12 protein-coding genes and 1 tRNA gene are annotated in these 12,478 nt (G+C 72.6%); 6 read left to right on the top strand and 7 right to left on the bottom strand.

Annotation, left to right across the window (positions count from 1 at the left end):
* The first annotated feature begins 176 nt into the window (after positions 1-176).
* Together corA and AABM36_RS10905 are read left to right on the top strand one after the other, a co-directional pair.
* Positions 177-1,208: a magnesium/cobalt transporter CorA gene (gene corA / locus AABM36_RS10900; protein WP_423446230.1), complete on the top strand. Its 1,032-nt coding sequence runs from the start codon at positions 177-179 to the stop codon at positions 1,206-1,208.
* 112 nt (positions 1,209-1,320) lie between these two features.
* Positions 1,321-2,394, top strand: coding sequence for a mechanosensitive ion channel family protein (locus tag AABM36_RS10905; protein ID WP_423446232.1), 1,074 nt, complete (start codon positions 1,321-1,323; stop codon positions 2,392-2,394).
* 107 nt (positions 2,395-2,501) lie between these two features.
* Here AABM36_RS10905 and AABM36_RS10910 read toward each other — a convergent pair whose 3' ends face one another.
* A complete protein-coding gene (locus AABM36_RS10910; protein ID WP_423446234.1) occupies positions 2,502-3,494 on the bottom strand; it encodes a hypothetical protein in 993 nt (330 codons plus the stop codon).
* A gap of 109 nt (positions 3,495-3,603) precedes the next feature.
* Between AABM36_RS10910 and AABM36_RS10915 the strand changes: the two genes are divergently transcribed.
* From AABM36_RS10915 to AABM36_RS10930, 4 genes are all read left to right on the top strand, one after another.
* A tRNA-Ala gene (locus AABM36_RS10915) sits at positions 3,604-3,676 on the top strand.
* Positions 3,677-3,846: 170 nt separating this feature from the next.
* Positions 3,847-4,488, top strand: coding sequence for a pyroglutamyl-peptidase I (locus AABM36_RS10920; protein ID WP_423446236.1), 642 nt, complete (start codon positions 3,847-3,849; stop codon positions 4,486-4,488).
* A 197-nt stretch (positions 4,489-4,685) separates the two neighbouring features.
* The gene (locus AABM36_RS10925; protein ID WP_423446238.1) at positions 4,686-5,165 is read left to right on the top strand and encodes an ArsR/SmtB family transcription factor; all 480 of its coding nucleotides are present in this window, start codon (positions 4,686-4,688) and stop codon (positions 5,163-5,165) included.
* Entirely contained in the window at positions 5,165-6,094 is a 930-nt protein-coding gene (locus AABM36_RS10930; RefSeq protein ID WP_423446240.1) for a cation diffusion facilitator family transporter, read from the top strand. The genes AABM36_RS10925 and AABM36_RS10930 overlap by 1 nt, the downstream gene beginning before the upstream one ends.
* A gap of 37 nt (positions 6,095-6,131) precedes the next feature.
* On the opposite strand, the gene AABM36_RS10935 is transcribed toward AABM36_RS10930, so the two are convergent.
* From AABM36_RS10935 to AABM36_RS10960, 6 genes are all read right to left on the bottom strand, one after another.
* Positions 6,132-7,316, bottom strand: a complete 1,185-nt coding sequence (locus tag AABM36_RS10935) for a M20 metallopeptidase family protein (protein WP_423446242.1) — start codon at positions 7,314-7,316, stop codon at positions 6,132-6,134.
* Between the two features lie 86 nt (positions 7,317-7,402).
* Positions 7,403-8,587, bottom strand: coding sequence for a M20 metallopeptidase family protein (locus AABM36_RS10940; protein WP_423446244.1), 1,185 nt, complete (start codon positions 8,585-8,587; stop codon positions 7,403-7,405).
* Positions 8,588-8,617: 30 nt separating this feature from the next.
* Positions 8,618-9,232, bottom strand: coding sequence for a DUF3253 domain-containing protein (locus AABM36_RS10945; RefSeq protein WP_423446246.1), 615 nt, complete (start codon positions 9,230-9,232; stop codon positions 8,618-8,620).
* Positions 9,229-10,179 (bottom strand): WcbI family polysaccharide biosynthesis putative acetyltransferase, encoded by a 951-nt coding sequence (locus AABM36_RS10950; protein WP_423446248.1) that lies wholly within the window; start codon positions 10,177-10,179, stop codon positions 9,229-9,231. Before AABM36_RS10950 ends, AABM36_RS10945 begins: the two co-directional genes overlap by 4 nt.
* Positions 10,172-11,380 carry a glycosyltransferase family 2 protein gene (locus tag AABM36_RS10955; RefSeq protein WP_423446250.1) on the bottom strand — a complete coding sequence of 403 codons (1,209 nt, stop codon included), beginning with the start codon at positions 11,378-11,380 and terminating at the stop codon, positions 10,172-10,174. The genes AABM36_RS10950 and AABM36_RS10955 overlap by 8 nt, the downstream gene beginning before the upstream one ends.
* A 26-nt stretch (positions 11,381-11,406) precedes the next feature.
* Positions 11,407-12,435 carry a hypothetical protein gene (locus AABM36_RS10960; RefSeq protein ID WP_423446252.1) on the bottom strand — a complete coding sequence of 343 codons (1,029 nt, stop codon included), beginning with the start codon at positions 12,433-12,435 and terminating at the stop codon, positions 11,407-11,409.
* Positions 12,436-12,478 lie beyond the last annotated feature (43 nt).

The raw sequence follows: 12,478 nt of genomic DNA on the forward strand, positions 1-12,478 counted from the left end.
GACGCCGGCGGGCGGGCCAGGTGGCACGGCCCGGTGCGCCAAGGACCCGGTCACCACGCCGGAGCCGACGGGCCGCACGCGGAGACCCCGGTGAGCGGCGCGCGGAGTCAGCCGAGCGGCGTCGTCGTGGTGCGGTGCCGGAACGGGGCGCGGTGGTGGACCCCCATAATGGGCGGGTGAGCATCGTGGAGAACGCCATCTATCGCAACGGCCGCAAGGTCGAGTCCCCGCGCTCCCTGGAGGAGACGTACCGCCTGCTGCGGCGGGTCATGGACCAGCCGGACGAGGGGGGCAGCGGTGAGGACACCGTGCTGGCGTGGATCGGGCTGTACCGCCCCGAGGCGGAGGAGATCCGCTCGCTCGCCGAGCACTTCCAGCTGCACGAGCTCGCCGTGGAGGACACCGTGCAGGCCCACCAGCGGCCCAAGATGGAGCGCTACGGGGACACCCTGTTCACCGTGATCCGCCCGGCCGTGTACCAGGACGAGACCGAGACCGTGGAGATCGGCGAGATCCACATCTTCACCGGCCCCAACTTCGTGATCACCATCCGGCACTCGGAGTCCCGCGGCGTGAGCCGGGTGCGCAAGCGCGTGGAGGCGGACTCGGAGCTGCTGTGCTTCGGCCCGGACGGGGTGCTCTACGCACTGCTGGACCAGATCGTGGACGACTACTTCCCGGTGCTCTCCGGGTTGGAGAACGACATCGACGAGATCGAGGACGCGCTGTTCGCCGGGGAGCCGAACGTGTCCCAGCGGATCTACGAGCTGGCCCGGGAGATCAACGACTTCCACCGCGGCGTGGCACCCCTGAGCACCGTGATGCAGCGGTACTTCGCGGGCTTCACCAAGTACGGCACCCACGAGGAGCTGCAGCACCGGCTGCGCGACGTCCTGGACCACGTGATCGCGGTCACCGGCAAGCTCGAGTCCATGCGCTCCTCCCTGACCGACGCCATGAGCCTGGACTCCACGCTCACCACGGCACGGCAGAACGAGGCCGCGATGGTGCAGAACGAGCAGATGAAGAAGATCTCCTCCTGGGCGGCCATCCTGTTCGCGCCGTCCATCGTGGGCTCCATCTACGGCATGAACTTCACGCACATGCCGGAGCTGGAGTGGGCCTTCGGCTACCCCATGGCGCTCGTGCTCATGGTGCTCGTGGGCGTGGCGCTGTACGTGGTGTTCAAGGTCAAGGACTGGCTGTGATCCACCGCGCCTGAGCCACCTGGGGAACGCACCGGCGCACGACGCCGCCCGTCCAGTCCCCACCCCGGCCGCACCGAGCGCTCGCCCACCCGGGGCCGATACGCTGGCCCCGATGCAAAACCTCGAATTCTGGCTCGACAAACCCGTCCGCGTCCTGGCCGTGCTGCTCGGGGCGGTCATCGTCTCCGCCCTGGTGCGGCTGGTGATCCGCAAGGTCACCCGCGGGATCGCGCGCGGCACGCAGTCGCGGATCGTCAAGCGCTTCGACCACGGGCAGGCCCGGTGGGTGCAGGACGCGGGACTCGCCTCCGAGCGGCAGGCCCTGCGGGCCAAGACCATCGGCGCGGTGCTCTCCTCCGTGACCACCATCGCGGTGTGGGCGATCGCCACGCTCATGATCATCTCGGAGCTCGGCTACGACATCGCCCCCGTGCTCGCCTCGGCGGGCATCGCCGGTGTGGCCCTGTCCTTCGGCGCGCAGTCCCTGGTGAAGGACTACCTCTCCGGCATCTTCATGGTGGCCGAGGACCAGCTGGGCATCGGCGACTCCGTGGACCTCGGTGAGGCCATCGGCACCGTGGAGAACGTGGGGCTGCGCGTGACCCAGGTGAGGGACGTCAAGGGCACCCTGTGGCACGTGCGCAACGGCGAGATCCTGCGGGTGGGCAACCAGTCCCAGGGCTGGGCCCGCTGCGTGCTGGACATTCCCGTGCCGTACGACACGAACATCGACCTGGTGGCGGACATGATCGAGCACGAGGCCCTGCTGGTGCGCGACGACCCGGACGTGGGCCCCAGCATCGTGGACGACCCCGAGGTGTGGGGCGTGGAGAACATCTCCGGGGAGAGCATCACCATCCGCCTGGCCGTCAAGACCGCCCCGCTGGAGCAGTGGGACGTGGCCCGGGTCATGCGGGTGCGGATCAAGAAGATGCTGGACCGGGACGGCCTGCGCATCCCTTTGACCAACCAGGTCACGGTGCGCACCGGCTCCGAACCGGAGACGAGTGCGGACATGCCCACCACGTCCTTCCCCGTGCCGCGCGTGCCCACCACGGGCCAGGTGCGCACCACCCCGCTGCACCCCCACGCCACGCAGGGCGGCCACACTGCTGACGGCAGAACCCCCAGCCGCGACGAGACCGGCGAGGGCACCACGTCCTCGGAGCGCCGCGGGGACGTCTGAGCCCGCGGTCCGGCCTGCGCGGCCGCCCTGTCTCAGCGGACCCACGCCCGACGCCGCACGGGCCTCTTCTCCGCCCGTGTCGCCTGACCCGGGCGGGCCGCCCCGGCTCAGCGCCGCTTCTTGGACCGGCCGTTCTTGACCTTGCGCCCGGGCTTGCGGCGCAGCCCCGGCTTCGTGCTCGCGCCGGCCTTGGCCCACCCGCCGGACTGGGGTTTGCCGCTGCGCGTTGCGGACTGCTTTTCCTGCGACTTCTCTCCGGCCGCAGGCTTCATGGTCTCCCGTGACGGCCGCCCCTCTCCCCCGGACGACGCCGCCTGGCCGGGCGCCGCGCCGTCGTCCCGGCCGCTGGACTCCTTGCGCCCGCGCACGATGCCCACGAAGCGCTGCACCGCGCCCTCCATGTCCTCGTCCAGGCCGCGGGGCCAGACGAGGAGGACGGGAACGGTCGGGGCGTCCGTGAGTTCGCGGTGGGTGACGTCCTTGCGGGCGTGCAGCCGCGCCACGGACATGGGCAGCACCACCGGACCCACACCGGCGGCCGCGAGTTCCACGGCCATGGCGGCGTCGTCGATGTCCGCGTGCGCCTGGGGCGTGGACTCTTCACGGAGCTGCGCGGTGGTGAGGCTGTCCAGGACACCCAGGACGTCGTCGGTGCTCAGCACGGCCACCTGGAGCTCGTCGTAGAGGTGCACCGCGTGGTGGGTGGTGCGGAGGTGGTCCAGGTCGGGGTCGTCGGGCGACCAGCCGAGGCGGACGAAGCACGCGGTGACGTCCCCGGCGTCCAGGGCATCCCGCCAGCCCGCGGCCGTCAGCAGCTCCTCCCGGAGGACCGGCCGCATGCGACGCTGCCGCCACCGGCCGAGCCACTTCCCCGGCATGACCCCGGGGACGTAGCCCACGGTGAAGGCGGGGCCGGCGGCGTCGTGGTCCTCACCGGGAAGGGCGTCCTCGTGAGCGGGGGCGTCCTCGCGGGTCGGAGCGGGGGCGGCGTCGTCGTGGCCCGGGGTGGGCGCAGCGGTGCCGCGCAGGTCATCGGGGCTGTCCGCAGGGTCTGCGAAGGGGAGCTGGGGCGAGGAAGGCGTGGGGTCCGCTGCGGTCATGGACCCACCCTAGAGCCAGTGCGGCGGCGCCGGTCACGGGGGCGGGGGAGTCTGTGGCCCCGCAATGTGCGAAATCCTCGCGGGGGGACTACAGTGGCTCCTGTTGTTCGGGGCCTTAGCTCAGTTGGTAGAGCGTTTCGTTCGCAATGAAAAGGTCAGGGGTTCGATTCCCCTAGGCTCCACACCCCTCCCACGGTCACGTGCTCACGTACGGAGAATCGGGGGATCACCGAGAAGGCCCTGGAACGCACCGTTCCGGGGCCTTCTCGCTACCCGGTGCATCGTGATGCGCAGGGAATGCGCGGGCCCCGTGGTCAGAGAGTGGACGGCGGCGCGGGGATACGGTGGGCCCATGAAGATCCTCGTGACAGGCTTCGAGCCCTTCGGCGGTGAGACCGAGAACGCGAGTGGCATCGCCGTCCAGCGACTCGGCGAAGGCCCCGCTCCGAACGGCGTGCATCTCGCCACGGCGATCCTCCCGGTGACGTGGTCGGGCGCCGGCCCGGCGCTGCTGCGGGCTGTCGAGACGCACCAGCCGGACGCGATTGTCGCGGTGGGAGAAGCGGGTGGCCGCGCGGTCGTCACCCCGGAGCGCTGGGCCAGGAACCTGGGGGACGGACGCATCCCGGACAACGACGGCGTGGTGCGCGATGCCGCTCCCCTGGCCCCCGGGCCCGAACGCCTCGAGTCCCGCCTCGACCCCGCCGCTCTCACCCGGGCCATCCAGGACGCGGCCATCCCCGCCGAGGTCTCCGAGGACGCCGGCGCGTTCCTGTGCAATGCCGTGTTCTGGACCGCCCTGCACCACACGAACCTGCCCGCCACGTTCATCCACGTGCCCGCGGTGAGGTCACAGGGGGCGGCGAACATCGGCGCCGAGACCGACCCGGAGCATGCGCACGCGGAGTCCGCACTGAGCTTCGACGACATCACCCAGGCCCTGGCCGCGGTGGTAAACGCCGCCGCGCGGCACGCGGGACCACCCCAGTTCTGAGCACGCCATCGGGCTGGCTGTCGTTCACCGTGCGGCTCGGGCCGGGGCAGTCCGCTCGCGGCACTGATCCGATGACCGGCGCGGGGAACTGGGCCATCCGGCCGCAAAGTGACCTCGGGTCCGCCGGTGTCGTTTCCTCCCCGGCGGAGGGCTCGCGCCTGCAGACACAGTCCCCTTTCCACCGATATCATCGCTGTATGGCGATCAGTCCCACCGACCTCCCCGCGCTCGACGAACGGGCCACCCACGCGTACGCGCACCTCTTCCAGGCCCTGGGTGAGCCCACCCGCCTGGCCGTCCTGCAGCACCTGGCCTCCGGCGAGCACCGCGTGCGAGACCTCGTGGCGCACATGGACCTCGCCCAGTCCACGGTGAGCAAGCACCTGAGCTTCCTGGCGCAGTGCGGTCTCGTCCGTGCCCGCCCCGAGGGCCGTGCCACGTGGTACTCGCTCACGCATCCCCGTGAACTGGCGGAACTCATTGCCGGGGCCGAGCAGCTGCTGCGCGCAACCGGCACACGGGCGGTGCTGTGCTCACACTTGCACCACCCACCCGTCGCGCGGATCCCTCTCCCGGACGGCCCGACCGCCGGGCTCCCTGTCGGGGACTCGGCCACGGGTGAGCAGCTCACCGGGGCCGCACCCGCGCCCACGACGCCGCGGCAGGAGTCCCTCTGATGGGCGCCGGTCACACGCACGATCACAGCGCTGGTGCGGGCGACCACCGCGGCCGGCTGTGGATCGCGTTCGGGCTGACCGCCGGAATGGTCGTCGCGCAGGCGGTGGGCTCTGTGCTCACGGGCAGCCTCGCTCTGCTCACGGACACCGTGCACGCCCTCACGGACGCACTCGGTCTGCTGGTCGCCCTGGTGGCGGCCCACCTGATGCGCCGCCCCGCGAGCTCCAAGCACACGTGGGGGTTCCGTCGTGTGGAGGTCATCGCCGCCCTCGCGCAGGCCACCCTCCTGCTGGGCGTGGGAATCTTCGCCGTGGTGGAGGGCATCCGGCGGCTGCTGGCGCCCCGGGACGTGCCGCCCACCGAGCTGCTCGTGTTCGGTGTGATCGGCCTGGCGTGCAACGTGGTCGCCATCCTGGTGCTGGCCTCCGGACGCGACGCCAACTTCAACATGCGCGCGGCATTCCTGGAGGTGGCCAACGACGCCCTGGGGTCCCTCGGCGTCATCGTGGCCGCGGTGGTCATCGCCACCACCGGCTTCCAGCAGGCGGACACCGTGGCCGCCCTGTTCATCGCGGCACTGATCCTGCCGCGGGCGGTCACCATCATGCGGGAGACCGCCGCGGTGCTCATGGAGTTCACGCCCCGGGGTCTGGACCTGGACCTGTTCCGCGAGCACATCATGGGGCTGCACCACGTGGTGGACGTGCACGACGTCCACGCCTCCACCGTCGCCACCGGCCTGCCCACCATCAGCGCCCACGTGGTCGTGGAGGACGAGTGCTTCCGGGACGGCCACGCCGCGGATCTGCTCAAGGACGTCAAGACGTGCGTGGCCGAGCACTTCGACGTCTCGGTCCACCACTCCACGTTCCAGATCGAGACCGCGGAGATCCGCGACTCCGAGTCCCACGAGGTCCTGCACGCCTGAGCCGAGTCCCCCGCCCCGGGCCCTCGCAACCGGGTGATCAGTCCCGCTGCAGGCGCCGCCACGCGAGCTCGGCGAGCGCCGCGGCCTGGGTGCCCAGCACGGCGTCGTCGAACAGGACCGTGGGCGAGTGGTTCCAGCCTGGGTTCTCCTGGTCCAGGTCCGGCGGGCTGCACTCCAGGAAGAAGAAGCAGCCCGGGACCTCCTGGAGGACGAACGAGAAGTCCTCGGAGCCCATGAGCGGGTCCGCGTCCTGGCGCACGTGCTCCTGCCCCACCAGCTCTGCGAGGGTGCTCGCCACGAACGCCGTCTCCGCGTCGTCGTTGCGGGTGAGCGGGTACAGCACGGTCCACTCCACCTCGGCGTGCACACCGTGGGCGACGGCGATGCCGTGGGCCAGCTCCCGCACGGCGGCGGGGAACGCCTCGTCGCTGGCCGCGGACAGCGTGCGCACGCTGGCTCCCAGGCTCGCGCGGTCCGGGATCACGTTGATCGCCTCGCCCGCGGAGAGCTGCGTGATGGAGGCGACCACGGGGTCGAACACGCTGAACCGCCGCGTGATCATGGTCTGCAGGGCCGTGCCGAACTCGAGCAGCGCGGGAACGGGGTCCTTGGCGGTGTGCGGCTGGGACCCGTGGCCGCCCTCGCCGTGGAACGTGACGTGGAGGTAGTTGGCGCCCGCCATCGCGGTGCCGGGGCGGTACGTGAACAGCCCGCGCTCACCGGGGAACACGTGGATCCCGTACGCGGCCACCGGCTTCGCGCCCGTGACCTCCAGCAGCCCCTCCTCGATCATGGGCTTGGCGCCGCCCGGGCCCTCCTCCCCCGGCTGGAACATGAACACCACGTTCCCAGCGAGCTCGTCCCGCCGCGCGCTCAGCAGCTGCGCGGCCCCCACAAGCCCGGCCATGTGCAGGTCGTGACCGCACGCGTGCATCGCCCCGTTGGTGGCGGCGTACTCCAGCACGGTCTGCTCGGTCACCGGCAGCCCGTCCATATCACCGCGCAGCAGGACCGTGGGCCCGGGCCTCGCGCCACGCAGCACCGCGACCACCGAGGACACCGAGCGCCCCAGGGTGATCTCCAGATCCAGTCCGTCCAGGGCCTCCACGACCCGCTGCTGGGTCCACGGAAGGTCGTTGCCCACCTCCGGGTGGGCGTGCAGCGAGCGGCGCAGGGCCACCAGCTCCGGCTGCAGGGCGGTGGCGTGGTCGAGGAACGTCATGGTGGAACTCCTTCACGGGGGAACGGGTGGGTGGGGGTCGGCGAACGGGAAAGCGCCCAGACCGGGCCGGGAAAAGTACGGGCCGCTTAGCCCCGCCGCACCCGCTCCCACGCCACCTCGGCGAGCGCGGCGGCCTGGTCCCCCAGGACGGAGTCGTCGAACAGCACCGTGGGCGAGTGGTTCCAGCCGGCATCCGCGGGGTCCACCCCGGGCGGGGTGCAGTGCAGGAAGAAGTAGCACCCGGGGACCTCGCGCAGCACGAAGGAGAAGTCCTCCGAGCCCATGCGGGGGTCCGGGTTGCGGGACACGCGCTCCGGGCCGAACACGCGGGCGAGCGTGTCGCTCACGAGGGCGGCCTCGGCGGCGTCGTTGATCGTGGGCGGGTACAGCGGCGACCAGTCCACCTCCGCGGTGAGCCCGTGGGCCGCGGCGATCCCGTCCGCGAGTTGCTGCACGAGCCGTGGGAAGCGGGCGGACGTCTCCGGCGACAGGGTGCGCACGTCCCCGGAGATCCAGGCGCTCTCCGGGATCACGTTGTTCACCTCGCCCGCGCACAGCCGGGTCATGGTGACCACCACGGGGTCGAACACGCCGAAGCGGCGGGTGACCATGGTCTGCAGCGCGGTACCGAACTCGCACACGGCCGTCACGGGATCCAGCGCGGTGTGGGGCTGCGAGCCGTGCCCACCGCGGCCGTGGAACGTCACGGTGAGGTTGTTGGCGCCGGCCATCGCGGTGCCGGGCCGGTAGCTGAACTGCCCCAGCGGCCCGGGGTTCACGTGGATGCCGTAGGCCGCCACCACGCGCTCCCCGGCGATGTCCAGCACGCCCTCCTCGATCATGGGCTTGGCGCCGCCCGGGCCCTCCTCCCCCGGCTGGAACATGAACACGATGTTCCCGGCGAGCTCGTCCCGGCGCGCGCTCAGCAGCCGGGCCGCGCCCACGAGGGCGGCGGTGTGGAGGTCGTGGCCGCACGCGTGCATCGCCCCGTTGGTCGAGGCGTAGTCCAGCCCGGTCTGCTCCACCACGGGCAGCCCGTCCATGTCACCGCGCAGCAGCACCGTGGGCCCGGGCCTCGCACCGCGCAGCACCGCGGTCACCGATGTGAGCGACTCCCCCTTGGTGAGCTCCAGCCCGTACCCCTCCAGCGCGGCGAGGACCTGATGCTGCGTCCACGGCAGGTCGGTGCCCAGTTCGGGGTTGGTGTGCAGTGTGCGGCGCAGCGCCACCAGCTCGTCGTGCATCCGGTGGGCGTCGTCCAGGAAGCTCACGTGCGGACTCCTCGGTCTCGGCGGGCGGGATCACTCCCCGTCCGCGGGCATCCCCGCGAGGTCCGGTCCCGGTGCCAGCCGGATGGGACCGCGGGCTGTACAAGGGTCCACTGTCTCACCTTTTTGGGTGACTGTGATTTCTCCCACACCGGCCATCTCCCCCGCCACGTCCCGAATCTGCGGCATGAGGTCCCGCCAGTCGTCCCCGCCCAGGGTGCGGGCCACGTCCGACGGGCAGATGGTCTTCCCCGCCCGGTGGCGCAGCAGCGCGCGGATGGTCGCGGCCTCCCGTGCGCGCAGCCCGTCCTCGGTGGGCTCCTCCCACCACGGCTCCCCGCGCTCACCCAGCGCCACTTTGGCATCCTGCACGCGGTCCCGCGCGTGCTCGTCCCTGGACTTCACGGCGCGCCGCGCGCTCATCAGCTCGGCCACGAGCTCCTTACTGAACGACTCGGGGATCCCGGTGTCCGTGGCCCGCCACTTCCGCCCGTTGACCACGATGTGGTGCCCGTCCGGGGTGCGCTCCGGGCCCGACGACGCCGCTCCGCCGCCTCCCTGCCCGTCCTCGCCCGGTCCCGCAGAACCGGTGCCGCGGTCCTTGCTCGGTCCCACAGACCCGTTCCCGCGTGCCTCGTCCATGCTCATGCGCTCAACCCCAGCCGTGCGATCAGGTGCTCGTGGCGCCGCAGCCCGGCAGCCACCACGGAGGGATGCTGCGCATACCAGCGCAGGTGCTCCGCGGCGACGTCCTGCGCGGGAACGTGCTCTCCGTGGATGATCCAGTCGTCGTGCGGCCCATCCTCCAGCTCGGCGGGGTCGTGCCCGAGGGCTTCGAGGGTGCTGGCCAGGATGGGCGCCCGGATGCCGCCCAGCAGCACGCGGCCCGGATCTGGGACCGGTGCGGACAGCCCCGCCTCGTCCAGGACCGCGGACGCCACGGCGCGCAGCACCCCGTTGCCCGGGTGGTTGATCACGTGCACCGCGTTGGGTCCGGCGGCGTCCAGCAGGGAGGCGGCGTCGAGCGTGCGGTGGGCCTCCTGGCGCAGCCGGAGCTGGGCGAGGGACTCCTCGCGGGCGGCCCGGGCGGCGTCGGCGGACGGTGGGGTGAGGTCCACGCGCTGCTCCCCCCGGGCGGCCGCGGTGAGCACCCGCAGGTCGTGGTAGGGAGCGATCGGCGGGTCCCCCACACCGGGGGCTCGCACGATCGCGAGCGTGGGCATGAGCGCGGTCCAGCGCATCACGGGCACCCGCACCACCCGGGCGTCCGCGCCGAGCAGCGGCAGGACGTCGTCGGTGCCCAGCGGCAACCCCCGGTAGCCCGCCGCGATCGGCTGCGTGACCAGCAGGGACAGCCGGGGCAGCAGGGCGTGCAGGTGCGGCAGGTCCTGCTCCAGCAGTTCGTGCACCGGGGGCATCCGCACCCCGTGCCAGTCACCGCCGAGCGCCCCGTGCAGCAGCACGCGCAGGGACTCCGCCTGGCAGTTGCCGTGCACCGCGAACAGCGGTCGGTCCGGCAGCTCGCCCAGCCCGTAGAAGTCCCCGTAGTGGGCGCGGCGGCCCTCGTCCTGCGGGTCGAATCCCAGCTCAGCCATGGTGTCCCACCCTGTCCTCAAGTCGTCGGTCGGTGTGTGCGGGGTGCACCGCGCTGTCGGCGTGCTCGTGCGGGATGCACCCCGGGGACGACTCCCCGCGGTGCACGGCGCGCACCGAGCGCACCGTGAGCAGCCCCGGCACGTCGCTCTCGCCGCGCTCGCACCACACACGCAGGGGCTCGTCCAGCGTCAGCGGAGCATGGGCGTCCGCGAGCACCAGGGCGCGCTCCAGCACCCCGGCCGGCGGCTCGCCCGTGCGCACGCGCGGGTCCGCGGCGAGTGCTGCGGGGACGTCCCGGCGGTCCACGAACCACAGCCCGGCGTCCGTGTCCCGGAGCAGGTGGCACGCGGTGAGGTAGGCCTCGGCGTCGTCCCGGTGGCCGTGCACGCGCACCACCGCCCAGGGCTGCTCGAAGACCACGCTGATCCCGCGCGTGCTCGGCAGCGGGATGCGCTGCGCGAGCGCGAGGGTCTCCGCGTCCTTCACGACGCGGGTGTCCGCGCGCCCGCCGAGGTCCGGGCCGTCGTGCCACGCGCCGGCCCCGGGCACGTGCGCGAGGTTGGCCCCGAGCTGTCGGCACCGGTGCGCGAGATCCCAGTCCTCGCCGCCGTAGCCCACGAGGGACTCGTCGAAACCGCCGCAGCGCTCGAACAGCTCCCGGTCCACGGCCAGCAGCGCACTGATGACCAGCCGGAAGTCCTCCACGCCCGCCTCGCGCAGGTTCGCGGTGCGTGCGTAGCCGTCCGCGAGCCATGCGGGGTCCTCCAGGCGCCGCGCCCCGGGGACATCCTCCCCCGCCACCCAGCGCAGCACGTCCGGGATCTCCAGCTCCGACAGCTCCGCGTGGTGGCGCGCCCCCACGGCGAGCGCCCCGTGGCCGTCGTCCGCGGCGTCGCGGCCCGCGAGCAGCGCGGTGAGGAACCCGGGCTCGGGGATCATGTCCCCGTCCAGGAACACGAGCACCGTTCCCGACGACGCCCGCGCCCCCAGGTTGCGCGCCGCACCCGCCCGGAAGCCCCGGTTCTCCTGCCGGACCACCGAGCACGCGAACGGGGTGGCGGGAAGGACGGGCGAGGTGGCAGAACCGTCGTCGGCCACGACCACCTCGATCTCGTGGGCCGCCATGTCCTGGCGGGCGAGCGCGGCGAGCAGCCGGTCCAGACCGCGCTGGTTCTCGAAGTAGGGAATCACCACGCTCACGCGGGGGCGGATTACCGGGTCCTCCCTCATGCGAGCCTTCCCGGTGCGGTGATCTGCTCCCACTGCACGGTCGCGGCCACTGCGCTGGACGGCAGGTCGCTGGTGCGCCACTCGTCCGGAGCGATCCACGTGCTCCCGGGATCCGCCAGGGCGTCGCGCAACGCGGCGGGCAGGTCGTCGGTGAGGGTGAGCGCCCACGGTGCGCGTGCGGCGAGCTCCTCGAAGAAGGGATGGAGCGTGACCAGCGGGCGGCGACCAGCGCTGATCCACCGGCCCACGGACCCGGAGGCCGAGACGTGGGCGGGGGCGACCACCGGAACGGTGACCCGCTGCGCGGCGCGGGTCAGGGCGGCGTCGTCCAGGAAGCCCGTGACGCGGAACGTGTGACCGGCGCGGCGCGCGGCGCGGTCCAGCTCTTCCACGAGGTCATCGTGACCGTCGGACGCGCGGCCGAGCGCGAGCACGTCCACCGGGAACGGCACGTCCGCCAGCGCATCCAGCACACGGTCGTGGCCCTTGCCGGGGTAGAGGAACCCCAGCATCCCCACGGTGGGCCGTGCCCCCTCGGTGGGGCGCTGCCCCGAGTCGGCGTGGCGTCGAGCGGCGTCCCACGCCCCGCGCTCCGGCGGGTCGACCGGCAGGGGCGCCACGAGCACGGGAGCGGTGCCCGGGACGTGCCGCGCCAGCTGGGCCCGCTCTGACTCGCTGCTCACGATGACGGTGCGGGCGGCGTCGGCCACCCGGGCGTAGCACGCGCGACGGGCCTCGAACGCGTGGCCGTTGGCGGGCTGCGGGAGGTCGTGGAGCGTCACGGTGACCGGGCGGACGCGCGCGATCTCGACCACCGCGTCCGCGGCGCCGGCGGGCGTGGACCCGAAGATGCGGTCCGTGAAGTGCAGATGCACCGGGGTGCGCCCGGCGAGCAGGTCCGGGCGCACACGGTCGGCGGGACCCACGACCGTGGGTGCGTGCGGAGTGTGCGCCGCGAGGTTTTCCGCGTGCATCCGCACACCGTGCTGGGCGGGCCCCACGCAGGCCAGTAAGGGTGCTGTCACACGCCCACTGTATCGGGGCTCACAGACCTGCACCGTGGGGGCC

The organism is Kocuria sp. KSNUG (assembly GCF_049532735.1).
Taxonomy (GTDB): domain Bacteria; phylum Actinomycetota; class Actinomycetes; order Actinomycetales; family Micrococcaceae; genus Kocuria; species Kocuria rhizophila.

Excerpts from the sequence above, each read along its gene's own strand:
- AABM36_RS10935 (WP_423446242.1), bottom strand. The coding sequence starts at position 7,316 with ATGACGTTCCTCGACCACGCCACCGCCCTGCAGCCGGAGCTGGTGGCC.
- AABM36_RS10905 (WP_423446232.1), top strand. The coding sequence starts at position 1,321 with ATGCAAAACCTCGAATTCTGGCTCGACAAACCCGTCCGCGTCCTGGCC.
- AABM36_RS10950 (WP_423446248.1), bottom strand. The coding sequence starts at position 10,179 with ATGGCTGAGCTGGGATTCGACCCGCAGGACGAGGGCCGCCGCGCCCAC.
- AABM36_RS10945 (WP_423446246.1), bottom strand. The coding sequence starts at position 9,232 with ATGAGCATGGACGAGGCACGCGGGAACGGGTCTGTGGGACCGAGCAAG.
- AABM36_RS10920 (WP_423446236.1), top strand. The coding sequence starts at position 3,847 with ATGAAGATCCTCGTGACAGGCTTCGAGCCCTTCGGCGGTGAGACCGAG.
- AABM36_RS10910 (WP_423446234.1), bottom strand. The coding sequence starts at position 3,494 with ATGACCGCAGCGGACCCCACGCCTTCCTCGCCCCAGCTCCCCTTCGCA.
- AABM36_RS10925 (WP_423446238.1), top strand. The coding sequence starts at position 4,686 with ATGGCGATCAGTCCCACCGACCTCCCCGCGCTCGACGAACGGGCCACC.
- AABM36_RS10930 (WP_423446240.1), top strand. The coding sequence starts at position 5,165 with ATGGGCGCCGGTCACACGCACGATCACAGCGCTGGTGCGGGCGACCAC.